General features: G+C 32.4%; 20 protein-coding genes. 6 read left to right on the forward strand and 14 right to left on the reverse strand.

All coding sequences use genetic code 11. The features are described from left to right. Nucleotides 1–8: 8 nt before the first annotated feature. From ACWNT5_RS18140 to ACWNT5_RS18165, 6 genes are all read right to left on the reverse strand, one after another. Nucleotides 9–641, reverse strand: coding sequence for a chloramphenicol acetyltransferase (locus ACWNT5_RS18140; RefSeq protein WP_299601280.1), 633 nt, complete (start codon nucleotides 639–641; stop codon nucleotides 9–11). Further along, entirely contained in the window at nucleotides 641–1,330 is a 690-nt protein-coding gene (locus ACWNT5_RS18145) for an HAD family hydrolase (protein ID WP_299896892.1), read from the reverse strand. Before ACWNT5_RS18145 ends, ACWNT5_RS18140 begins: the two co-directional genes overlap by 1 nt. Then, the gene (locus tag ACWNT5_RS18150) at nucleotides 1,324–1,905 is read right to left on the reverse strand and encodes a hypothetical protein (RefSeq protein ID WP_299601274.1); all 582 of its coding nucleotides are present in this window, start codon (nucleotides 1,903–1,905) and stop codon (nucleotides 1,324–1,326) included. Before ACWNT5_RS18150 ends, ACWNT5_RS18145 begins: the two co-directional genes overlap by 7 nt. A 9-nt stretch (nucleotides 1,906–1,914) precedes the next feature. Then, entirely contained in the window at nucleotides 1,915–3,606 is a 1,692-nt protein-coding gene (gene ettA, locus ACWNT5_RS18155; protein WP_456518178.1) for an energy-dependent translational throttle protein EttA, read from the reverse strand. A 55-nt stretch (nucleotides 3,607–3,661) separates the two neighbouring features. Next, nucleotides 3,662–3,844, reverse strand: a complete 183-nt coding sequence (locus tag ACWNT5_RS18160) for a CAL67264 family membrane protein (RefSeq protein WP_299601269.1) — start codon at nucleotides 3,842–3,844, stop codon at nucleotides 3,662–3,664. A 218-nt stretch (nucleotides 3,845–4,062) separates the two neighbouring features. After that, a complete protein-coding gene (locus tag ACWNT5_RS18165; protein WP_456518179.1) occupies nucleotides 4,063–5,472 on the reverse strand; it encodes a DNA/RNA non-specific endonuclease in 1,410 nt (469 codons plus the stop codon). 256 nt (nucleotides 5,473–5,728) lie between these two features. Between ACWNT5_RS18165 and ACWNT5_RS18170 the strand changes: the two genes are divergently transcribed. From ACWNT5_RS18170 to ACWNT5_RS18180, 3 genes are all read left to right on the forward strand, one after another. After that, complete coding sequence (locus tag ACWNT5_RS18170; protein ID WP_456518180.1) at nucleotides 5,729–7,357, forward strand: acyl-CoA carboxylase subunit beta; 1,629 nt, start codon at nucleotides 5,729–5,731, stop codon at nucleotides 7,355–7,357. A 138-nt stretch (nucleotides 7,358–7,495) separates the two neighbouring features. After that, nucleotides 7,496–8,293 (forward strand): hypothetical protein, encoded by a 798-nt coding sequence (locus tag ACWNT5_RS18175; RefSeq protein ID WP_456518181.1) that lies wholly within the window; start codon nucleotides 7,496–7,498, stop codon nucleotides 8,291–8,293. Nucleotides 8,294–8,527: 234 nt separating this feature from the next. Beyond that, nucleotides 8,528–9,169, forward strand: coding sequence for a hypothetical protein (locus ACWNT5_RS18180; protein WP_299601263.1), 642 nt, complete (start codon nucleotides 8,528–8,530; stop codon nucleotides 9,167–9,169). 116 nt (nucleotides 9,170–9,285) lie between these two features. Here ACWNT5_RS18180 and ACWNT5_RS18185 read toward each other — a convergent pair whose 3' ends face one another. From ACWNT5_RS18185 to menA, 8 genes are all read right to left on the reverse strand, one after another. Continuing rightward, complete coding sequence (locus ACWNT5_RS18185; RefSeq protein ID WP_299601260.1) at nucleotides 9,286–10,608, reverse strand: M24 family metallopeptidase; 1,323 nt, start codon at nucleotides 10,606–10,608, stop codon at nucleotides 9,286–9,288. Nucleotides 10,609–10,706: 98 nt separating this feature from the next. Continuing rightward, nucleotides 10,707–12,953: a TonB-dependent receptor plug domain-containing protein gene (locus ACWNT5_RS18190; protein ID WP_299601257.1), complete on the reverse strand. Its 2,247-nt coding sequence runs from the start codon at nucleotides 12,951–12,953 to the stop codon at nucleotides 10,707–10,709. A gap of 127 nt (nucleotides 12,954–13,080) precedes the next feature. After that, entirely contained in the window at nucleotides 13,081–15,192 is a 2,112-nt protein-coding gene (locus ACWNT5_RS18195; RefSeq protein WP_456518182.1) for a YfbK domain-containing protein, read from the reverse strand. Between the two features lie 106 nt (nucleotides 15,193–15,298). Beyond that, nucleotides 15,299–16,414 (reverse strand): AMP-binding protein, encoded by a 1,116-nt coding sequence (locus ACWNT5_RS18200; RefSeq protein WP_299601254.1) that lies wholly within the window; start codon nucleotides 16,412–16,414, stop codon nucleotides 15,299–15,301. Between the two features lie 69 nt (nucleotides 16,415–16,483). After that, nucleotides 16,484–17,425 carry a CPBP family intramembrane glutamic endopeptidase gene (locus ACWNT5_RS18205; RefSeq protein ID WP_299601253.1) on the reverse strand — a complete coding sequence of 314 codons (942 nt, stop codon included), beginning with the start codon at nucleotides 17,423–17,425 and terminating at the stop codon, nucleotides 16,484–16,486. A 15-nt stretch (nucleotides 17,426–17,440) separates the two neighbouring features. Continuing rightward, nucleotides 17,441–18,478, reverse strand: coding sequence for an o-succinylbenzoate synthase (locus ACWNT5_RS18210; protein WP_299601251.1), 1,038 nt, complete (start codon nucleotides 18,476–18,478; stop codon nucleotides 17,441–17,443). Further along, nucleotides 18,478–19,158 carry a metal-dependent hydrolase gene (locus ACWNT5_RS18215; RefSeq protein ID WP_299601249.1) on the reverse strand — a complete coding sequence of 227 codons (681 nt, stop codon included), beginning with the start codon at nucleotides 19,156–19,158 and terminating at the stop codon, nucleotides 18,478–18,480. The genes ACWNT5_RS18210 and ACWNT5_RS18215 overlap by 1 nt, the downstream gene beginning before the upstream one ends. A 30-nt stretch (nucleotides 19,159–19,188) precedes the next feature. Then, entirely contained in the window at nucleotides 19,189–20,148 is a 960-nt protein-coding gene (gene menA, locus ACWNT5_RS18220; RefSeq protein WP_456518183.1) for a 1,4-dihydroxy-2-naphthoate octaprenyltransferase, read from the reverse strand. An 85-nt stretch (nucleotides 20,149–20,233) separates the two neighbouring features. On the opposite strand from menA, the gene ACWNT5_RS18225 reads away from it, so the two are divergent. The 3 genes from ACWNT5_RS18225 (at nucleotide 20,234) to ACWNT5_RS18235 (ending at nucleotide 23,922) form a co-directional block, all read left to right on the forward strand. Then, the gene (locus ACWNT5_RS18225; protein WP_456518184.1) at nucleotides 20,234–21,424 is read left to right on the forward strand and encodes a helix-turn-helix domain-containing protein; all 1,191 of its coding nucleotides are present in this window, start codon (nucleotides 20,234–20,236) and stop codon (nucleotides 21,422–21,424) included. 134 nt (nucleotides 21,425–21,558) lie between these two features. Continuing rightward, nucleotides 21,559–23,262 (forward strand): alpha-amylase family glycosyl hydrolase, encoded by a 1,704-nt coding sequence (locus ACWNT5_RS18230; RefSeq protein WP_299601245.1) that lies wholly within the window; start codon nucleotides 21,559–21,561, stop codon nucleotides 23,260–23,262. Between the two features lie 135 nt (nucleotides 23,263–23,397). Continuing rightward, the gene (locus ACWNT5_RS18235) at nucleotides 23,398–23,922 is read left to right on the forward strand and encodes a DoxX family protein (RefSeq protein ID WP_299601243.1); all 525 of its coding nucleotides are present in this window, start codon (nucleotides 23,398–23,400) and stop codon (nucleotides 23,920–23,922) included. The last annotated feature ends 4 nt before the right edge of the window (nucleotides 23,923–23,926 follow it).

Below are 23,926 nucleotides of genomic sequence, written 5' to 3' on the forward strand. Positions count from 1 at the left end.
TGTATATTTTATTCATTTAATAGTCGTTGAAACTCTTCCAAAAATAGTCCAACATGGTATCCATCCATTAGAGCATGGTTTACATGTACAGAAATTGGCAAACTAATCTTATCATTTTCTTTAGTATATTTCCCAAAAGAAATTTTTGGGACACTATCTCTGTATGTAAAATGTCTTGCATGAGAGATACTACTAAAATTGTACCAAGGAATTGAAGAAATATGTAAGCTATCTAGTCTTTTGGCATCATCATTATGACGTAATCCTATTGAATTCTTTACTGCTTCTATTTCTTTTTGCCCATTGTGAACAAATACTTTAAAATCAGAATGATATTCTATAAAAGAAAAACCAAAAGTATGATCTTCTCTTCCAATCGTAGAAGAAGCATGTACTTGATCATACTCATATACTTCTCCATCTTCGATTCTATATCTAAAAGGTTTTATGTTGTTGGCTGCCTTTACCGCTTTATGTAAGTAATACAAAAAATAAGAATAATTATGATCTTTTACCGTTTGATAACCTTTTGAAAAATCAATATTAGATACAATTCCAAAAAAAGGCTCATCGAAACCATTAAAGAAGTCAAAGTGTTCTTTTCTGTTCCAAGTAGAAAGATCTAATTTTGTTTTTGTCATTACAAATAGTGTAGTAATTCTTTAGAATGCGTTAAACTTTTAAAATTAGGGTGATCAATGGTTCCATTATGAACTTCGTGCGCCCAAGTTGTATGAAAAGGAATATGGAAAGCATGCGCTCCTATATTTAACACTGGTAAAATATCAGACTTAAGAGAATTACCTACCATTAAAAATTCCGACTTGTCAATATCTAAGTGATCTACCAATTTCTGATATTGTTTTTCAGTCTTATCGGATACAATTTCTATATGATGAAAATACTTTTCCAAACCTGATTTTATCAACTTTCGTTCTTGGTCAAGTAAATCCCCTTTAGTAGCCATTACTAAACGATATTTCTTTGATAAATATTCTAAAGTTTCTTCGATACCATCAATTAATTCCACTGGTTCTTGCAACATTTTTTTTCCTCTTTCTATGAGTGTTTCAACCAGTGAAACATCCATGTTCCCATTCGTTATTTTGATAGCTGCTTCTATTAACGAAAGTGTAAACGGTTTAATACCATACCCATACAACCCAAGGTTTTGCATTTCTATCTCAAAGAGTAATTTATTTGCTTCTTCCTTTGGAAGATGTGCTGACACTAATTCGCAAAAATCCTCTTCTGCCTTTCGAAAAAAGGTTTCATTTACCCATAAGGTATCATCGGCATCAAACGCAATTACTTTTATATTACTTAACATTTGGTATTATAATATTGAATTAAAGGTTCCAGAGACTCTATTCTATCTCCAAAATAACCATCATCAATTTTCGAAATGACATCAGGGCAATCACCAAAATATTCTTTCAATTGATTTCTAATTTTCTTGAATTTTAATCTTGATCGGACCTGAGTAACTTCCGCTTCTCCTTCTTTACATATAAAATAAATAGAATAAACGGACACTGCATCAGTTCCAAAAGCACTAGATCCCGATTCCCTCGAAATATAATAGCATTCAACTTTTCCAGATATTGCTTTTGTTAGTCGTAGTGTTCTATCGGTGCCTTTTAACTGCTTTAAAACATACAAACCTTTATCATACTCTTTTCTACTTTCAAAATTTAAGACGGTTTTTAAATGTTTGTATTTATACGTCTTCTTTTCGTTGGACTCAGCATTTCTAAAAATAAGCCTATTTAAATCCCAAACAACTACTTTTCCTCTTATTTCTGTACCATCTTTAAAAACTAAAAGATGAGGATATTCTTCTTGTGCGGAAATTTCTAAGGAGAATAATACAAATAGAACTACACCTAAAATTCGTTTAATCATAAACGTCTATTATCTAACAAGCTTTTTATACTTAATACGTTTTGGCATTAGATCACCTCCTAAACGTTTCTTCTTATTCTCTTCATAATCAGAGAAACTTCCTTCGAAGAAGTATACTTGTGAATCCCCTTCGAAAGCTAAAATATGAGTACATATACGATCTAAAAACCAACGATCGTGAGAAATAACAACTGCACATCCTGCAAAGTTCTCCAAACCTTCCTCAAGAGCTCTTAATGTATTAACATCAAGGTCGTTAGTAGGCTCATCTAAAAGTAATACATTACCTTCTTCTTTTAAGGTCATTGCTAGATGTAGCCTATTTCGTTCTCCTCCAGAAAGTGTAGAAACTTTCTTATTTTGCTCACTACCTCCAAAGTTAAATCGACTAAGATAAGCTCTAGAATTCACTTCTCTTCCTCCCATCATTACTAAATCCTGTTCGTCACTAAAGTTTTGCCAAATAGATTTTTCAGGATCTATATTCGCATGTGATTGATCAACATAAGCAAGTTTAGCGGTTTCTCCTACACTAAAAGTACCTTTATCAGGAGTTTCTTCTCCCATGATCATTCTAAAAATAGTAGTTTTACCAGCTCCATTAGGACCTATAATACCAACAATCCCCGCTTGTGGTAATTTAAAATTAAGATCTTCATACAACAGTTTATCACCATAGGCTTTACTAATTCCTGTTGCCTCAATCACATTGGTTCCTAATCTAGGCCCGTTAGGGATATAAATCTCTAATTTTTCGTCAAGCTGCTTCTGATCTTGACTCATTAATTTATCGTAATTCTTTAAACGTGCTTTTTGTTTGGTTTGCCTTCCTTTTGTTCCCTGACGTACCCACTCTAACTCACGTTCTAATGTTTTCTGTCGTTTTGAAGCAGACTTACTTTCTTGCGCAAGACGTTTTGATTTTTGATCCAACCAAGATGAGTAATTCCCTTTCCATGGAATACCTTCTCCTCTATCCAATTCTAAAATCCAACCTGCCACATTATCTAGGAAATATCTATCGTGAGTAACTGCAATAACAGTACCTTTATATTGTGCCAAATGATGTTCTAACCAATGAACAGATTCTGCATCTAAGTGGTTGGTAGGTTCGTCTAAAAGCAATACATCTGGTTCTTTTAGTAATAATCGGCATAGGGCTACCCTTCTTCGTTCTCCACCTGATAATACTTCGATTTTCTTATCTGGTTCTGGAGTTCTTAGGGCATCCATCGCAATCTCTAGTTTGGTATCAAGTTCCCATCCGTTTCCTGCATCTATTTTATCCTGTAGTATAGCTTGACGATCCATTAGCTTTTGCATTTTGTCAGCATCGCTATACACTTCTTCAAGACCAAACATATCATTGATCTTATTATATTCATCCAACACAGCAACCATTTCTGCAGCACCTTCTTTTACTACCTCTAATACCGTTTTATTTGGATCTAATTGCGGTTCTTGTTCTAGGTAGCCTACAGAATAGTCTGAAGAAAACACAACATCACCTTGATAATTTTTATCAATTCCAGCAATAATTTTTAATAGTGTAGATTTTCCCGAACCGTTCAATCCAAGAATACCAATCTTTGCACCATAGAAAAAACTTAGATAAATATTTTTTAAAACTGGAGTATTTGCGCTTTTATACGTTTTTGTAACTCCAGACATAGAAAAGATAATTTTTTTATCGTCTGACATAAGCCCTAAATTTTAAGAATACTATTGTTATATATTTTGCGTCGAGAAAAGAATGTTAAACTCTACCTTTTAAAGCATTAAAAACCCAAGCATTAGCAAGAAATCCTACTCCAACTGCAGCAAATCCCCATCCAGAAACATGACGATACCTAAATGCGCCTAATGCGATTAATCCTAATCCTACTATAACCATTATAAAGGTAGCCCAAGCTAATACCGTATTTTTATTCATTCCCATAAATCACAAGTTATTTAGTTAAATAGTTTTGATCTCTAAAATCAAAAACAGCATACAAATATCGTCAATTTATCATCAAAAAATAGCTTTTTTACAACTTCTTGACTTCTGTAATCATCTTATTCTTTGGTAAACAAATACTTATGTATTCTTACTAATTAAAATAGGGGCTTATAAAATCATAAACCCCTACTTTTTATATATAATCAAGAGATTTTCTAGCTTGAAGGTCCGTTATCTACAACTGATTCTATTACGGATTCTATAGAATTAGTAATATTTTCAAATAAATCATACCCTGTTAAACTTTCAATAGCATCGACTGAAGTTCTAAATTGGGTCCAATCGCTTGTTATTCCTTGATCATTGGGTACATTTATAGCGATAACTCTGGTTGATGTTGTTACCCGATTGATGTCATTCGTCCCATTTGGTAATATCAATGCTACTTTCCAAAAGGAGTCAGGAACGGTTATGTTACCTCCATCTATAGTTGTAGCAAAACCATTTCCACCAATACCACCACTACCAGCAACTCCAGCAATGATATGAACCTCATTACCATCCAATGTTAATGATCTTAAATAGCTTTCAAAATTTGCCCAACTTTTACGATTATTGTCTGGTGCCTGAGGAGCAATATTACTCATGTAATAAGTATTTTCATTAGAATCTTCTGAGCCATTTCTATCAGCAGACGGACATAAATGCCCTCTATCAAAACCTGAATTTGTGTAATCACTAGATGTTGCTCTAAAAAAACTACTTGGTAAATCATTGTCTCTTTTAAAACAATTGCATCTAGGAGTATCACCTGTCCAAGCACTACTTAAATGCCAACTTACCCAATTAGCTGTTCCGGTGTTATTATTATAGGATAACGAAAAGTCTGGTTTAGACAGGTAATAATTGGTTGAACTTGTGCCCGCATCAGAAGGATTTCCAAAAGTTATATTACTATCTATACCTGGACTAGATCCGCTATTGGTATCGGTAATAATTTCAACATTATCAATATTGATTCTATTAGATCCTCCCGAAAGTTTTTGTATTCCATATCGTACACTTGAAGTTTCATTAACATCAAAAGAAACCGTATTTAATGTTGTCGAATTTGTGGTAATTGTGCTTCCTACGTAATACCAAGAACCACCATTATCATATGAGGCAATTAGTCTCCAAGTAGAATCACCATCATTACCATACTTAGCATGACGAATTCTAATAGTTTCTGCACCATTATCCATATTAAAGGACATGATGGCATAACCCGTATTTCGAATTCTAACAGACTTAGACTGATATTTTCGATCATTAGACAAACCACCTAATAGCGCATCGCTTAAGTACCAATCGCCTGATGAAAGACTAACGCTGGCACCAGCATAACTAGATTTAGAACCAGACTCATAGGTTTCTATAAAACCCTCTTGTGTTTTAAAATGAAAGCTATAATCGTGTGGGCCTTCATTATCGTACAAAAAAGTTCCTGCTTTGAATTCTCCAATTATTGTATTGGAGACATTTAGTATTTCCGCATTATAATTATCATCATCTATGTTACAACTTGTAAAAAAAATAGCACATGATAATATCCATAAAGTAGGATTTGCTTTCAATAATTTCATAATTGATTCAGATTAATAGTTAATACATTGTTATACAGTGGATTAAAATATCCATAAAACTACCTGTATACTGTTAAGTATCTGATAATCAAATGTTAGCAAACTGTTACGGAAATGTTATAGACTCTTAATATTGGAGATAATTAATTAACATTTTAGAAACTTTTTTGAAATGATTCTAAGCAGTTTTTGGTTTTATTATTAATGATTTAAAAACTCATTGATTTTTGTATTTTCGTGCAAACAATACACACAAATGGATTTAAACTTCAATAAAAACGAAGACCACAATAAACTGTTAGTATCTGCCTTGCGCCAAAAGCTTGCAAAGGTTAAATTAGGTGGTGGAGAAAAAAGAATTGAAAAATTACACGCCAAAGGAAAAATGACGGCAAGAGAAAGAATCGAATATCTATTAGATGATGATTCTAAAGCTATAGAAATTGGTGCTTTTGCTGGTGATGAAATGTATCCTGAACATGGAGGTTGCCCAAGTGGCGGTGTAGTTATTAAAATAGGTCATATTAGTGGTAAACAATGTATAGTGGTAGCTAATGATGCTACCGTTAAAGCTGGTGCATGGTTTCCAATAACTGGAAAGAAAAACCTAAGAGCACAAGAAATTGCAATTGAAAACAGATTACCAATTATCTATCTTGTAGATAGTGCTGGTGTTTATCTGCCTATGCAGGATGAAATTTTTCCGGATAAGGAACATTTTGGTAGAATTTTTAGAAACAACGCTGTAATGAGCAGTATGGGAATTACTCAAATATCTGCAGTAATGGGAAGTTGTGTTGCTGGAGGAGCCTATCTACCTATAATGAGTGACGAAGCTCTAATCGTAGATAAAACAGGAAGTATTTTCTTGGCTGGTAGTTATCTAGTAAAAGCAGCAATAGGAGAAAGTATAGACAATGAAACCTTAGGTGGTGCGACTACGCATTGCGAAATTTCTGGTGTAACAGACTATAAATCAAAAGACGATAAGGATGCTTTGGACACCATTAAGAATATAGTTTCTAAAATAGGAGATTTTGAAAAAGCAGGATACAATAGAGTACCATCTGTAAAACCTAAAATGAATCCTGAAGAGATCTACGGAATTCTGCCGAAAGCTAGAAATGAGCAGTATGATATGATGGAAATTATTCATCGTTTGGTTGATGATTCTGATTTTGAAGAATATAAGTCCGGATATGGACAAACTATAATTACGGGGTATGCTCGTATCGATGGATGGGCAGTTGGAATCGTGGCAAATCAGCGTAAAGTTGTAAAAAACAAAAAGGGAGAAATGCAATTCGGAGGTGTTATTTATTCTGATTCTGCAGATAAAGCTACGCGTTTTATTGCCAATTGTAACCAAAAAAAGATTCCGTTAGTTTTTCTACAAGATGTAACTGGTTTTATGGTGGGCAGTAAAAGTGAGCATGGTGGTATTATAAAAGACGGTGCCAAAATGGTAAACGCAGTAAGTAACAGTGTAGTTCCTAAATTTACAGTTGTTGTTGGAAATTCTTATGGTGCAGGAAATTATGCTATGTGTGGAAAAGCTTATGATCCAAGACTTATTTGTGCTTGGCCGAGTGCTGAATTAGCTGTAATGGGAGGTGCGCAAGCAGCCAAAGTTTTATTACAAATAGAGACTGCATCTCTTAAAAAGAAAGGTGAGGAACTTTCTGAAGAGGATGAAAAAGCATTATTTAATAAGATTAAAGCACGCTATGATAAGCAGATTTCGCCATATTATGCAGCAGCTAGAATCTGGACTGATGCTATTATCGATCCTTTAGAAACAAGAAAATGGATTTCTATGGGTATTGAAGCTGCCGATCACGCTCCAATAGAAAAACCTTTTAATCTAGGTGTAATACAGGTGTAATCCTATAATTTTTATAAAAAAAAGGGATTTCAATTGTATTGAAGTCTCTTTTTTTTATCTAATAGTAATTTATGACCAATTGTAATAAATAAAAAATAGTTTCGTTTTGAACATAATAACTCAAAAAAAATATCAATAATGAACAAAGTATTTTTAAATTTAAAAGTAGTTCTTGTTGCGGTTATGGTCGGACTATTTGTGGTAAGTTGTAGCGACGATGATAGCAATAACACCTCTGCTGTAGATATCACTCAGGAAGATGTAATGAAAAGCTTGGAGGTAGAGAAAATATCTAACTTCATAGATGACATGACGTTGGATAATATTTCTATGAATAGATCTAGTAGCGAAATCTCATCAAAAGTTGGGAAACCAGGATGTGCAGATTTTAGTATTACAGATACTGGGTATACACTTACATTTACAGACTGTACAAATGAAGATGGCGAAACGATTAGCGGTGCTATCAATGTTTCTGTGGTAATGGAAAACAATACCGTGACTACAACTATTACATTTGATAACTTAAGTTATGCAGGTAATTCTGTAAATGGAAGTAAAAGCACTACCTATTCTATAGATACGGATGCTGGTAATTTCGTGTATGCGGTTACATCCGACTTATCTATTACTTTAGCCGATGGAACTACAGCTTCTGAACAAGGAACTAAAACATATACTATAAATGGATTCGGATCGGGTGACGCTTCATATACGATTGGAGGAAGCTGGATTGTAACCTTAGGTAGTGATAGTTACTCTTTAGCTACGGACCCTACATTAGCAGGAACTTTTAGTTGTGGATATATTACTAGTGGCACCTTAGTAATGACTAAAAATGCGTTAAGTGCCTCTATTGATTACGGAGATGGTACTTGTGATAATAAAGCAACGGTAACATATCCTGACGGAACAACAGAAGAAATAGATTTATAAAGATTTTATAATTTTATAAAAGAAATCCCTAAGAAGTATATATTTCTTAGGGATTTCTTATTCATAGAAGTCTTAAGCCATATGTATCAGTGTTTTATATTTAACCAAACAAAAGCAAATTTATAAATTTGATGTTGCTTTCCTTTTAACTTATAGTATTTGAAGATAGTTTTATACCCGTATTCAAGCCGGCAGAAACACAAATCGTTTATTAACAATTTATATGAAACTATCATGAAAAATATTTTCAAAAAGCTTCTTTTATTATTATTACTAGTAGGTGCAATTAGTTGTCAACCAGAAGAAGATCAATTATTAGAGGAAAATTTAACTTTAGAAGAACAATTAGAGCTACAATCATCAGAAAAGAATAATGCCGACTTTAGAATTGTATGTTCTATAGAGGGAATTCCTCCAGGCTATGTAGTGGAAGAATATTTAACTTTAGGAAACTGCCCTAATTATAATTTATTTTTAGGTAGATATAATGCTGCTTTTGTATCACGAGATGGAACACCAAAAATTTCTCGAGCGGGAGCTGGATGTGATGACAACTATTGTATTTGGATTGTGGGTAGTAATTTTGAAGATAACGCATACGTCGATATTAGAACTACGACAGGTTCAAACATTATCGGAACTTATAGAGGTAGTGATCGCGTACAGTATGTAAATGCACAAGGTCAAGATGTAATCACTTTGCGTCTTCGATCACAATTGGAGCGAAACGAATTTGCAAGTAGAGGATTGAGGATTTGGGTTGTAAATCCTGAAGCTGCGAAATGGGCGGATGGAAGAACCGTAAGAAGACCTGGTGGAAACGGAAATGGAGATGATGGTGGTCCTGGAGATGACTGCAACCCTATTTGTCCATAAGTAATAATTATTGTCTTATGAATTATAAGACATTTTAATCACTAAGAATTGTAATTATATCTTATCGTTAATGAAGAGCGAGATGATTTCACTATTATCTCGCTCTTTTGCGATAATTATTGCCTTTTTGGTATAGTGATTAGCTCAGTTTGTCTCTTATTTACATATCTAAAACCTTTGGATCCCCAAAAGCCTGCTTCCTCCAACATAATACGAATATCCTTATTCCATTCTGGAATCGTCACAGTAGTATTTAATTCTATCGCATATACTGTATTCTCGAATAAAGGATAATCACCGTTTACGGGAACTCCTCCTTGTGAATCCCACATTCCTAAAGTAGTACCCGAAGAGTGTCCGTACAATCCTAAAGGGTGTGTATAAATAGCAGGTTTAAGACCTTCTGCTTTACCTTCTGCTAAAGATTCTAATAAAATCTCATTTCCTGTTTTACCTGTTTTAAAATTGCCTGTAAAAATATCTTGAACCCGATTACCATCGGCGAAAGCTTTTTTCAAATATTCTGGTGGTCCCATTTCTCCATTCTTAAGAATATATGCATGCTGCTGGCAATCAGTATTCAATCTAAGGTAGGTAATCCCAAAATCACAATGAATAAGATCTCCTTGTTTTATGATTTTATCATTTGGTCGATTTGAAAAAGAAACGATATGATTTTCTAACGGCTCATCCATTCGTTGTATATCTACTGTAGGATGAAACCAGGTTTCTAATCCCATATCGGTAACTTTCTGTCTTAACCACCATACTACATCATCTGTTGTAGTAGTACCTGGCTTTACCACTTCGGTACTAAAAGCTTCAGCAATAATATCATGTGTGATTTGTACTAATTCTTTATAGATTTCCATTTCCTGTTCGGTTCTGGTTTCTATCCAAGCAATTGCTAATTTTTCTGCTGAAGTAACCTTTGATTTATACGTTTCTGGTAGCACTTCCATAAACTCTTCATAATCAGTCTTTACAATACCATCAACAATACCAAAATGCGTAGAATAATTTACTCCAATATTTTCTGGTTTTCTTTTTTCGATAATATCTACCAATGCCTTCCACTGATCAGGCTGTTTTTCTTTGTCCCAAGCGGAATCAATGTATTTTCCAACATTATATCTGGCTACAGCCAATTGTTCTATGGTATTCTTTTCCTTATCTCTGTAAAAAACTAAAATGGTTCTACGTCTGGCATTTAGCCATTTAGCAGGTAACATCGTTTTTAATACTGGATCTTCATTATATTCTCTGGAAATTAAAATCCACATGTCAAAACCAGTTCTATCCATTAATTCGGGCAATAATGTATTAAAGCGATCAGCAAGTACCTGATCTATTACCTCTGCTCTATCTCTTTCGGGAAGAATCTGTGCTTGTATGTCATGTAAAAAAATAAGTAAAAGTAAGATGGGTAGTTTTTTCATTTGTGTGATTTATTAAGCAGGAATAAAAATATTATAAAAAAAAGACACCCACAACGCTTTGCAGATGTCTCTATAAAAAAGTATTTAGTTCTTATTTGTTAATTTATAGTAAATGAAGCAAATATTTGATTTTTATTTATTGTATCTAGGTTTATTAAATACGATTGCAATTTCTGATTTTTTGTTCCGAATTGGGTATAAACCTTTACTTTTAGAAATTTAGGGTATTTTTTATTGGGTGTTTGACTTTCTGGAACAGTTAGGTTTAAAAACCATTTACCACTTTTTAACTCAGATAATAGATATTCATCAGACAGAAATCCTTGATTAATTTCATTATTGATTGTTTTTCCATTGGTTTCTTTCGTATGACTAAGCGTAAAGAAGTGTTTTTCGGGATTAATATATTGTATTTCAAATTCCGTCTGAGGATGAGACCATTCCGTTACTACTCTTAATTTATATTTTGGCAATAGAAAATTAGATTTTTTCACTTTCTTTAAATCCCAAGTTTGATTTCTATTAGCAAGAAGACTTTTAAAATCATTATTAATTTGACTTTTAATACCTTCAAAAGATTTGACTTGATGAATCTTAGTTGTAGACATTTTTTGAAAAAGATCTACCGAGTTTTGATACTTTTTACTATCAAAATAATTGTTCGCCAAGTCCAAATAATTCTGTGAATCCTTCGGTGAAATTTCTAAAATCCTTTGATAAATTTTTTCTCCATATTCTAGCAAGCCATGCTTTTCTAAATGAAACGCTAATACTCTCAATACCGAAGTGTCTTCTGGAAACAATTCTAACAGATTCGATATAACTCTAAAAGCTTTTTTTTGATCATTGTTATCAAAAAAATAAGACGACGATTCTATAAAATAACTTACATTATCTTTATTTACATTTAGACGGCTGACATAATGATTATAAGAATCATCAATTGATTCAAATTTTTCAAGCATTAAATAAAAATTGGAAGGTTGTTTTTTTGTAATATTTAATGGTGAAGTAAAACTTTTATATACTATATCATTACTTTCATTTGATTCTTTATCCTTTTCCTTTAGTTTTAGAGAAGCCATTTTTGTTGTAATTAAGACAACACCATTATTCCCTAGAGAACCATATCTATTAGTCGCAGCTAGTCCTTTTAGTACTGTAATATCCGCTATAATATTAGGATCAATAAAATTCATATCTACTTTGGTTTCCAAATCGACTCCGCTTCTAGATAACTGTACTCCGTCTACTATAAAAACAGGATGATTTGTTAGAAGAAAGGAGCTGAATCCTCGAATTATCATCTGTCCTGCATCATTATTATTTCCCATTCTTACTCCAGCAAATTCACCAGCCATAGACTCTCCTAGTGTCCTATTTGCTTCTGTTATATCATCTGAGGTAATATTGTTTACTGCATAACCAAGAGACCTTCTACTTACTCTACGATCACCAATTAGAACCATTTCCATGCCAGCTTCTGACTTTGATTTAATAATAACTGGATCCAAATCAGTGACATTCCTAGTTAAGGTTACGTCTATATAGTTATCAATTTCAGTAATAACTTCTGCAGTTTTCATATTAGTATAACTATACACTAATACATCTCCTTTTTTAACAAGAATCTTATAATTTCCTAATTGATCTGTAATTGTACTTTTGTTTTTACCCTTAATTGTGATATAAACATCTTGAAGTGGATTACCTTCTGTATTACTTACTCGACCTTCTATAAGATTCTCTTCTGACTTTTTATCCTTATCACTAACAAAAATAAGTTTTGGCATAATTCTATTCTCCTTTATTGCAGCAATAGATTTTTTAATATCATGTTCCAATAAATTCACATAATATCCTTTATTGTAATATGCCGTTTCGTGTAAAAACTTTTTATTAATTCTTTGAACACTACTAATTGTTATAATTCTAGGAGTATAAAGTTTACTTTTTATGCTTCCCAAATTGTTTCTACCATCTGTAAAAAACAATAAAAAATCTTCTGTACCTCCAATGTCCACCAAACTAAAGTCTGAAGCTCCATCATATTTGACTTCTCTTATGGTTTTGTATAATAGACTTTTATCAGATGACGACATAGTAAATTGTTTATCAGATGTCCTCGAGGTATTAAAAGTAACTAACCTAATATTAGACTTTGGATAAGATTTCAAAAAAGTATCAAGAAATTTCAACTCTTTGTCAATGTCTTTATTTGTTAATGACAGGGAAGCATCCCAATATATTACAATACTCTTTTCATTAAAATTGTTAGCTAATAATGTATTGTAAAAAAACAGTGAGCAAAGAAATAAACTCGTAATGATTATTCTATTTTTCATTGAATTTCTATTTTAAAGGAACTTACTAATTATTAATAACATTAATATATAAAATGTTACGTCTATAATAAAAGAACACTCACAATGTATTGCGAGTGTTAGTAGTAAAAATTCGGTTAAATTTTTATTACAATGTTTGATGGCTGTTCATCAATCGTACGAACTCTGCACGATATCCTTGCGGATCACTTGATTTATTCTCCTTAGCTAATGTAATAATATCGTTAATATCATCATTTACAAGATATTTAGATTTACGTATTTTCATTCCAAACCATGCAACAGAAGCGGCAAAATTAAAATCTTTTGAAACCTCTTTGTTATTTGTATTTAAGATATGCACCAGTTCAATACTTTTCTTTTCTTGTGGTCTTTTATATCTAAACTTTACAGTTAATAGTTCATCTCCAAAATCTTTGTTATTCTTGGTATCTGTATACTTTAATTCTGGAATATACTTTAGAAACTTACTTTTTACTCCCACAGGAATCACTTCGTATAATGCTGTTACGGTATGCCCACTCCCTAATTCACCAGCATCTTTAGTATCATCAACAAAATCTTCATCTTGTAGCATTCTATTTTCATAGCCAATTAATCGATATGCTTGCACTTTTGATGGATTGAATTCAACTTGAATTTTTACATCTTTAGCTATCGTATATAACGTACCTCCAAACTCTTTTCCTAAGATTCTCTGTGCTTCTTGCATTGTATCTATATAGGCATGATTTCCATTTCCTTTATCAGCTAAAGTCTCTACTTTGCTGTCTTTATAATTCCCCATTCCAAAACCTAGACAAGTAAGAAACACTCCTGATTTTCGCTTTTCTTCAATTAATGTTTTCATATCCTTATCACTACTCATCCCCACATTAAAATCACCATCTGTTGCCAAAACAACTCTATTATTACCATCCTTTATAAAATTCTCTTGAGCTATTTTATATGCAAGTTCTATACCTGCTCCACCTGCTGTAGAACCTCCTGCTTCTAAATTATTTAATGCTTGGTTAATTTCGCTCTTATTAGCTCCAGATGTTGGTTTTAATACCATTCCGGCAGCACCTGCATACACCACAATAGAAACTTTGTCTTTTTCTCTTAATTGATTTACCAATAATTTAAAAGCTCTTTTCAGCAATGGTAACTTTTTTGGAGAATCCATAGAACCAGAAACATCTAGCAAAAAAACTAAATTAGAGGCAGGAATCTGATCCTGTGGCACTTCTTTTCCTTTTAAACCAATCTTAACCAGTTTTGTATCAGTATTCCAAGGAGTATTTCCATATTCGGTATGAATAGCAAAAGGATGATCACCTGTGGGTTGTTTATAATCATAATCAAAATAGTTAATCATCTCTTCTATTTTAACAGCATCTGCAGGTATTTGTTGACCATTATTAATCATTCTTCTAACATTACTATATGAAGCTTTATCTACATCTATAGAAAAGGTAGATAATGGTGACATCGTAACTTTTTCAAAATTATTCTCCACTATCTCTTTATAAGATTCATTATTTTCAATCTTATAGTTTCCTTTATGTGTAGTAATTATAATACAACCATGCTTAGCTTTTGATCCATAAAGTGATTTTGCTTTTTTATCTTTTAAAATGTTTATGCCAGAAATATTATTAGGATTAATATTTTGAATCTTAGCCACATCTTTTTGAGCTACAGGAACACCATCGACTATATATAATGGTTGCTTTGTCGATAAATTACTACTTGCGCCTCTTATTCTTACAGAATTATTTGCTCCTGAATTACCAGCTAATTGTCTACCAATTTGTTTTCTTCTATTTTTCCGACGGTTTTTTCTTCTTTTAGAGCTACGTTTAGAAACAGACTCTGCAGAAATTGTAGAAACAGAATATCCGAGAATCTTGCGTTGTCTTTTAACAGCTTGGGCAGTTATAACGACTTCCTCTAATACTGCTTCATCTGCCATCATAACAACATCGATAACAGAAACTCCTTTTTCTACTTTTATCTTTTTAGTAGTATATCCTACGAATGAAAATTCTAATACGTCATTTAATTTTGCTTTTATAGCATAATTTCCATCAAAGTCCGTGTTGGTTCCCGTTGCAGTTCCAAAAATTATAACATTTACACCGGGAAGAGGATCTCCAGTGTTTTGATCAGTTACAGTACCTGTTATCGTAACTTCTTGTGCATATGAAATTCCTATTGTTAGGAAAAACATCATAAAATAGTGTAGTGCTTTCATAATTGATTAATTTCTTGATTATGAAATAAAACTACTTTCTTAGCTTATTTCTAACAAACTATATTGAGGGAAGTGTTCTTTTTGAATAGGGAATAGATATCATCGCTTAGGATAATTTATGGGTAATCAATTCCAGAGTTTTAGAACGTTGGACCTTACCATTATCAGTTTCTATGAACTGCGATAGGAAGAATATTTCTTTAGGAGTTTCATATCTGGTTAAAATTTCTAAATGCTTCATAGCATCTTCTAGAGTTTCCTTAACTCCCTTATCATAATCACGTTCAATAACCAATACGAGTTTTTCCCCTAATTGATCATCTGGGATTCCAGAAATAAAAAATCGATGCCCTATTAATAGTTGAAGTTTAGTTTCTATTTCTTCTGGATATAATTTAATTCCACCACTATTAATTACATTATCAAATCTACCTTTCCAAAGAAATTTTTTATAGGTTTTTAATTCTACAACGTCATTTGTAATTATCGTTTCCTCATTAAGCTGTGGCGCTTTTATAACTAAACAATTACGATCATCTTTTGCTAATGTAATATTGGGCAATGCTTTAAAATACTTAGCATCTTTTTTATCCTTCTTTTTTGGATTTACTCTTCTCGCAGCGATATGCGTAATAGTTTCTGTCATTCCATAGGTTTCAAAAATCTTTGTTTTGACACCTTGAAGTAGTTCCTTAAGGTTTTCAGGAACAGTACCTCCACCCACAATCAATTTTTTAATAAGATGCAAGCGATTGATAGAGTTATCTAATTGTAAAGGAACCATTGCGCAAAAATCGTATTGCTTGTATACAGTATCCAAAGGGTTCGTTTTAGGTGGTACCAAATCAATCTTCCATCCTAACACCATTGCTCTAACCAACATCATTTTTCCAGCTATATAGGTTGCTGGTAAACATAATAAAGCAGTGGTTCCTTCTTTAACTTTAAAAAAAGATCCTGTGGCTAAAGCACTATTAACCATATGCTGTTTAAAAATTTTGATCTTCTTAGGCTTACCAGTAGAACCAGAGGTTTGTACAACAATATGATCTTTTTCATTTAGCCAATCCAAAAGAAAATTACCTACCTCCTGCTCGTAAAACTCTCCTTCTTTAATGAAATTATAGGCAATACGTTGCAATCCCGAATTATCGAGATATTGCTTATTAATACTGAAGTTTTCATGTATCTTAGGAATAGAAAAAGGCTCTTCTGTTTGCATACCCAAATTTCAATTTTCTTACATAGCTATGAGTTATCTTTACGTAAATTGTGTATTATCATTTTGTTATTATTGTTCTAATACTATATCAGACTTTATTTTTCCAAACAATTTTTCTTTCCATCCAGACCATTTATATTTTTTAGCCATAATAAAAATAATAAGAGGATATTGAACTAATATTGGTAAAATTATGTCTAATCCTGCAGACGGTTCAGAAGTGTCAATAAAAAGTGCATCTGTCTGTAAGGCACTCCAATCTGTAGTTACTAAAATCGCTGCTAGTATATTATTAGCTGCATGAAATCCCAATGCTAATTCCATACCATCATCCATCAATGTCATAACACCCAATAACAAACCTGTACCAATATAAAAAACCATCATTACATTGCCTAATTTGGCAACCTCTGGATTTAAACCATGTAATAAACCAAAAACAACCGAAGTAAATAATAAAGGAAACCATCTATTTTTGGTGATAACTCCAAGTCCTTGCATAAGATACCCTCTAAATAAATACTCTTCGAAACTCGTTTGTAATGGTAACAATAAAACTGAAACTAAAAACAATATCAGAAAAGGAACAGCTTTAAAATTCCAAGTATAAATCTCAGATTCCGTAAAATAACTAATCAAAAACAATATTGAACTCATACCAACAACCAAGAAAAAGGAAAAACGTATTCTACTCCAATCCGTTTTATTTCTTGAAGTTGTTAATTCTCGTATAGTTTGTCTATTCAGAAATTTAGCAGCAAAAAGTAATGCTAATAGTCCCATAGCAAAACTGAATATCATTAATACTAAAAATAGATTTTTATCTATTCCTAATTCCACAAAATTATTTTGCGCCGCTGCTTCGAATTCTTGTAAACTATCTACTTTCATAAAAGCGGCTACAATAAGTGGTATAACTCCTATAACTTGCCAACCAATAAAGATTATGAATAAACCAATTAAATAATTCCACCATTCATTTTTTGGTTTTAATGCTTGTTCTATATACATATAAATTCAATTTTATTATAAATATGGCACTGACCACTGATTATTTGTGGAGTACATCAATGTGCCTTTTTCTACTAGCAAAGGCGATGCTATATTGTTGGTATATAAACTACCCGTTCCAAGACCTTGCGGCATACTATTGTTCAAAGTATGGGTAAATTGGGCTATAGCGTTTAACCCAATGTTACTTTCTAATGCACTAGTAATCCACCACCCAATATTTAACTCGTCAGCAATATCAATCCACTCCTGTGTACCTTTAAACCCTCCAATCAAACTCGGTTTTAAGATGATAAACTGTGGTTGTATAGTTAGTAGTAATTTCCTTTTTTCTGTTACATCAAATACTCCAATTAATTCCTCATCTAAGGCTATTGGTAAAGGTGTATCATTACAAAGATCTTTCATCATCTCGTACTGCCCCTGCTTTATGGGTTGTTCTATGCTATGAAGATCATGGACACTAAGTCTTTTTAACTTATCTAACGCTTCATCAGGAGAAAAAGCACCATTTGCATCCACTCTAAGTTCAATTACTTCTTTCGAAAACTGAGATCGTATATAGGCTAATAGATCTAGTTCAGCATCAAAATCAATTGCTCCTATTTTCATTTTAATACAATCAAATCCTTGATCTAATTTTTCTACAATCTGATCTTTCATAAACTTCTTCTCTCCCATCCAAATGAGTCCATTAATTGGAATAGCATCATTCCCATTTACAAATTGAGATGGAAACAAATTGAATCCATCGGCACTTTCTAATGATTTAAATGCCATTTCTACACCAAATTGTATGCTTGGAAACTCTTTTAACTCATAATACAAAAAGTTTACTCCTAAATGAATATTATCACATGTCCATTTTAATTTCTCTTCATAATCCGGACGATCATCAATACTAAGAGTTCTTAATATTCCACATTCTCCTATTCCCTTTTTCCCATCTGCAGAAATAACAATAAACCAGGTTTCTTTTGTTTTTAGAATTCCTCTAGAAGTACCACTAGGTCTTTTAAATTCTAGAATATGTTTATGATAGGTAGCTTTCATTACAACTCTATACTCTTTCCAATATCCAATAAAACTAGGTCTTTATTTTTATCCGAAAACTTCTGTTTTGCTTCTTTATGATCAATTTCTATATATCCAAAAGTATCATAATGTACTCCTAATACCTTATCACACTCCACAAAATCACTCGCTATAATGGCTTCATCAATACCCATAGTAAAATTATCACCTATTGGAAGTATTGCGAGATCTAACTTCGTAAAAAGAGGTATCAACTTCATATCCATGGTTAATGCTGTATCACCAGCTATATAAATACTCTTCCCTTCACCTTCAATTACAAATCCTCCAGGTTGTCCTCCATAGGTTCCATCTGGAAAACTACTGGTATGAATAGCATTTACGTACTTTACTTTTCCAAAATCAAAATTCCAACTACCACCATGGTTCATTGGATGAACTTCAATACCCTTCTCTTGATAATACATCGCAATTTCATAATTAGAAATAATTATTGCCGAACTATTTTTTGCTATTGCCTCAGCGTCTAATGTATGATCTTGATGTGCATGAGTTAATAGGATATAATCAACTTTTATATCTCTAATATCAATTTTATCTTTGGATAAGGGATTTCCAGAAATAAAAGGATCTACCAGTACTTTATTTTTTCCAATTTCTAGTAATAATGTATTCTGCCCATAAAAGGTAATCTTCATCGTGTAAGGTTTTAAATTAAGAATGGAAAGTTAAAAAATCTGACCAATACTAAATAATATCGATAATAAAAATGTAGATAAAGCTACTTTCTTTAATTCTGGATCCAGTTCTTTAGTATCTTCAGTTTTTATAACTTTAAAAAAATGAATTATCAAAGGAATAAAAGCAATAAGAAAAAGTAAATCAAAGTAGCTATCATAAGTGTTGACAATAAAAACTATCATAGAACACAAAGCAATAATAAGCAATAAGTAATGATACTTTTTAGCAGCAGAAACACCTAGTTTAACTACTAAGGTATTTTTACCAGCTTTTTTATCACTATCATGATCTCTTAAATTATTTAAATTTAACACTGCTGAACTTAACATTCCAATAGTAATCGCCGGAAAGATAATTAGCCAATTTAATTGTTTTGTAAACAAAAAGTAACATCCTATAACACTCACCAAACCAAAAAATATAAACACAAACACATCTCCTAACCCGCGGTAGCCATAAGCAGTTTTACCCATTGTGTATTTAATTGCTGCAATGATCGCTGCTACTCCCAATAAGAAAAAGAAAACTGAATATAGGAAATACGTTTGTCCAAAAGATTGATAAATAAGACAAATGGCCAAACACAAAGTTACAATAGCTGTAATCACAATTCCTCTAAACATTTCTTTTTTGGTAATAGCACCACTTTGCAAAGCTCTTTGCGGACCAACTCTATCTTCATTATCCGTTCCTTTTACACCATCTCCATAATCATTGGCAAAATTGGATAGAATTTGTAATCCCAAAGTAGTAGCTATCGCTAGCCAAAAAATAGATGTCTCTGAGAAATACAAAAGCTTTCCACCGAAACCTTCAGAATATTCTAAAGAAGATTTCGTGTTAACTTTTAGATTATTGAACATAGAAGAACCTACAATGATACCCGATATGGATAAAGGTAAGGTTCTGAGTCTAGCTGCAGAGATCCACGCTTTTAAATTAGCCATTACAATAAAATTATGGTCAAAGGAACAGTATTTTAATTTCAAAAAAAAATAAAAAATTATTCTATGAATTATTTAAATTAGCGATATGCCGATTTCGATACCTTTAGAGTTTCCTGCGTTTAACATTTATAGTACTCCATTATTGGTTCTAGTGTTACAGGCATTTCTTTTTGCTTCCCTTTTATTGCAAAGATACTTTAAGCATAAGTACATATCTGCACTATTTTTAGCGTTGCTGATTTTTATTACCGGCTATCATAGAACTACTTATACTATAGGTTTTATGGATTGGTATGATACCTATCGAAATACAAAAATCAACTATTGGTTAATCGCTTTATCTCTGGCTATAGGTCCTTTACTCTATTTTTATGTAAAATCAATTACCACATCTGGTTTTAGGTTTGTTAAAAAAGACTTAATTCATTTTATTCCGGTTTCTATTTACGTTTTATATAAAATAGTCATATTTATTTATGACGCTTCTCAACCAGGATTCTCGGAAACTCAAAACGGATATTTAAAAATAGTGTTAGATGAAAAATATGTAAGTCCATTAATTGGAATTGTAGAAAATCTTCAAATGTTATTATACTTGGCTTTTACTATTCAATTATACTATGTATATCGAAAGAAAATACAACACTTTTTTTCTAACACCTATGCGCTGGAGCTTAACTGGATTCGAAACTTTCTTTTCATCTATTCCTTCTTGTTTTTATATAGTGTTTTTCAAGGAGTAATAGACTCCGTTATAACAGATCTTCATTGGACCCAAAGATGGTGGTATCATTTTTTTACAGCGTTAGCAATCATATATATAGGTATAAAAGGATACTTTACGGATACCAATAAATTAAATAATCTTAATTTTTCTGTATCGGTAAAACAATCTTCTGTTGAAGAAAGTAAGACAGAGTTAAGCAACGAAATTATTCATAATAAGAAAAGAATTGAAGAGTTTATGAATGATCAACAGCCTTTTCTTAATCCAGATCTCAATTTAACAGAACTATCCAAAATGTTACGTATTCCTGCAGCAATGGTATCTGAAACCATTAACGCGGGTTTTGAAAAGAACTTCAATGATTTTATAAATTCTTATAGAGTTAAAGCTGTGCAGGACATGATTCACCAAGGAAGACAAGAACAACTGTCGCTACTTGGAATCGCTTATGAGTGTGGGTTTAATAGCAAAGCTACATTCAATCGAGTTTTTAAAAAACTCACGAACGTTTCCCCTTCTCAATACGTAGCATTGCAAAACAAATCCTAGAAGTCTATCATTTTTATGGAATTCGCAATTCTTTGTACTCGTTTTTTTTAAGGCATTTTTATAGATTAGCATCTTAAACTCTTATTTATTACGATAGTTCCATCATTTAAATTATGGAATACAAAAACAAACACATGAAACATTTATCAACTGCTATTCTTCTAATTTGCCTGAGCATATTTGTCTCGTGCAAAGAGGAAACTAAAACACCAAAAGAGATAATCCAAACGAAAGAAACAAAAGAAGTTACACCTGTAACTACTGACAAAATTCCTTTTATATGGGAAGGAGCAAATGTATATTTCTTACTTGCTGATAGATTTAATAATGGAGATACTAGTAACGATGAGGTTCTTGATAGAACAAAAGAAACAGCGGTATTACGAGGTTTTGAAGGAGGTGATATTAAAGGAATCATACAAAAAATTGAAGAAGGATATTTTGCTAATCTCGGTATCAATGCACTTTGGGTAAATCCGTTAGTGGAACAAATACACGACAGTGTTGATGAAGGTACTGGAAATACCTACCCTTTTCATGGATATTGGGCTAAAGACTGGACAAGAATAGATCCCAACTTTGGAACTTATGATGACTTAAAAAAACTTGTTGAAGTTGCGCATAAAAATGGAATTAGAATTCTAATGGATGTTGTAATTAACCATACAGGTCCTGTTACAGAAAAAGATCCCGTTTGGTCCGATGATTGGGTAAGAACTGGACCTCAATGTTCTTACAAAGATTATGAAACAGCTGTAAAATGTACATTGGTAGCTAATCTCCCAGATGTAAAAACTGAAAGCGATGAAGAAGTAAAGTTACCAGAACCTTTACTAAAAAAATGGAAAGAAGAAGGACGTTTGGAAAGTGAAATGGATGAACTTGAAATCTTTTTTGCTAAAACTGGCCTTAAAAAAACTCCTAAAAATTATATTATCAAGTGGTTAACAGATTACGTTAGAGAATTAGGTATTGATGGGTATCGTGTAGATACAGTAAAACATGTAGAAGAAGGCGTTTGGGCTGTACTGGCGGAACAAGCTAAACTTGCATTTGCCGAATGGAAAAAGAATAATCCCGAAAAAGTATTAGATAATAACGAATTCTACGTTTTAGGAGAATTATATGGATATGGAATTGACGGTAAACGTTTTTATGATTTTGGTGACCGCAAAGTTGATTATTATGCCAATGGTTTTGACAACCTTATTAATTTTCAATTTAAATATGATGCTAAGAAATTAGACTACGAGAAATTGTATAGTAAATATAGTGCTGCGCTTCATACTGGATTAATTGGAAAAAGTGTGATGAATTATATCAGCTCTCATGATGACGGAGATCCCTTTGATAAAGAAAGAAAAAAGACTTTTGAATCAGCTACTAAGCTTTTATTAACACCTGGAATTTCGCAAGTTTACTACGGTGACGAAACAGCGAGATCATTAATCATAGAAGGAACTGAAGGTGATGCCACTTTAAGATCAAAGATGAATTGGGAAGATTTGGAAAATGAAGACACTAAATTACTTCTTAAACATTGGCAAAAACTTGGTAATTTTAGAAAGAATCATCCATCTATTGGTGCTGGAAAACATAAAATGATCAACGAATCACCATATGTTTTTTCCAGAACTTATAACAAAGATAATATTGTTGACAAAGTAGTAGTTGGATTAAATCAGAGAAAAGGAACTAAAACCCTTAAAGTAGATACTATTTTTAAGGATGGAACAACCGTTATTGACACCTATTCTGGAACAGAAACCACTGTAAGAGATGGAAATGTAACTATAAACTCTGATTATGAAATTGTATTATTAGAAGCCATGAAATAGGCAGTAATAGTAACGACTCACTTAAATAGGACGGCTCAAATCATGATTTGAGCCGTCCTATTTTGTTTTGGGGCGTAGTACTAAGAAACGATTCAGACATTTGAACCATCAAACAATCTAAAAATCGTTTCAGTCATGAAAACAGTGATCAAAAGAATTATCCAACCTATTACAATGAAGCATTGGTCAGCAGATTTATTATTTGCCTTTCCAAGAATTGTATGTGGTTATTTTTTAGCAGTAAATTTTGGTGGAAGTAAATTTGGAGTTCCTTGGAGTCCTGAAGGTTCTCCCGATCTAAGATTCCTAGAAGTTGTAGAGTGGTTTCCAAAAGACATAGCAGAATACGGAGGCGTATTTGCAATGTTTCCAGTATTCTTCGCATGGATGGGTGCAGCAAGTGAAGCCATTGGTGGCGTTTTTTTATCTCTTGGTTTTAAAACAAGAATAGCATCATTCTTTATCATTTGTACGATGTTAGTAGCAATTATCTTCCAAAAATGGGATCAAGGACTATGGGGTATGTTGCCTGCCATGGGATTCCTGTGGATTGGGATTTATAATCTCATTTTAGGATCAGGAAGATTTGGAATTGACTATGTATTAACTAAGAAGTGGTCATTTAAAACTAATAATAAATTAACACAAAATTTCATTTAAAAAA

Source organism: Aquimarina sp. 433 (assembly GCF_054054605.1).

Coding starts and splice junctions, on each gene's coding strand:
- ACWNT5_RS18140 (WP_299601280.1), bottom strand. CDS start 641: ATGACAAAAACAAAATTAGATCTTTCTACTTGGAACAGAAAAGAACAC.
- ACWNT5_RS18145 (WP_299896892.1), bottom strand. CDS start 1,330: ATGTTAAGTAATATAAAAGTAATTGCGTTTGATGCCGATGATACCTTA.
- ACWNT5_RS18150 (WP_299601274.1), bottom strand. CDS start 1,905: ATGATTAAACGAATTTTAGGTGTAGTTCTATTTGTATTATTCTCCTTA.
- ettA (WP_456518178.1), bottom strand. CDS start 3,606: ATGTCAGACGATAAAAAAATTATCTTTTCTATGTCTGGAGTTACAAAA.
- ACWNT5_RS18160 (WP_299601269.1), bottom strand. CDS start 3,844: ATGGGAATGAATAAAAATACGGTATTAGCTTGGGCTACCTTTATAATG.
- ACWNT5_RS18165 (WP_456518179.1), bottom strand. CDS start 5,472: ATGAAATTATTGAAAGCAAATCCTACTTTATGGATATTATCATGTGCT.
- ACWNT5_RS18170 (WP_456518180.1), top strand. CDS start 5,729: ATGGATTTAAACTTCAATAAAAACGAAGACCACAATAAACTGTTAGTA.
- ACWNT5_RS18175 (WP_456518181.1), top strand. CDS start 7,496: ATGAACAAAGTATTTTTAAATTTAAAAGTAGTTCTTGTTGCGGTTATG.
- ACWNT5_RS18180 (WP_299601263.1), top strand. CDS start 8,528: ATGAAAAATATTTTCAAAAAGCTTCTTTTATTATTATTACTAGTAGGT.
- ACWNT5_RS18185 (WP_299601260.1), bottom strand. CDS start 10,608: ATGAAAAAACTACCCATCTTACTTTTACTTATTTTTTTACATGACATA.
- ACWNT5_RS18190 (WP_299601257.1), bottom strand. CDS start 12,953: ATGAAAAATAGAATAATCATTACGAGTTTATTTCTTTGCTCACTGTTT.
- ACWNT5_RS18195 (WP_456518182.1), bottom strand. CDS start 15,192: ATGAAAGCACTACACTATTTTATGATGTTTTTCCTAACAATAGGAATT.
- ACWNT5_RS18200 (WP_299601254.1), bottom strand. CDS start 16,414: ATGCAAACAGAAGAGCCTTTTTCTATTCCTAAGATACATGAAAACTTC.
- ACWNT5_RS18205 (WP_299601253.1), bottom strand. CDS start 17,425: ATGTATATAGAACAAGCATTAAAACCAAAAAATGAATGGTGGAATTAT.
- ACWNT5_RS18210 (WP_299601251.1), bottom strand. CDS start 18,478: ATGAAAGCTACCTATCATAAACATATTCTAGAATTTAAAAGACCTAGT.
- ACWNT5_RS18215 (WP_299601249.1), bottom strand. CDS start 19,158: ATGAAGATTACCTTTTATGGGCAGAATACATTATTACTAGAAATTGGA.
- menA (WP_456518183.1), bottom strand. CDS start 20,148: ATGGCTAATTTAAAAGCGTGGATCTCTGCAGCTAGACTCAGAACCTTA.
- ACWNT5_RS18225 (WP_456518184.1), top strand. CDS start 20,234: ATGCCGATTTCGATACCTTTAGAGTTTCCTGCGTTTAACATTTATAGT.
- ACWNT5_RS18230 (WP_299601245.1), top strand. CDS start 21,559: ATGAAACATTTATCAACTGCTATTCTTCTAATTTGCCTGAGCATATTT.
- ACWNT5_RS18235 (WP_299601243.1), top strand. CDS start 23,398: ATGAAAACAGTGATCAAAAGAATTATCCAACCTATTACAATGAAGCAT.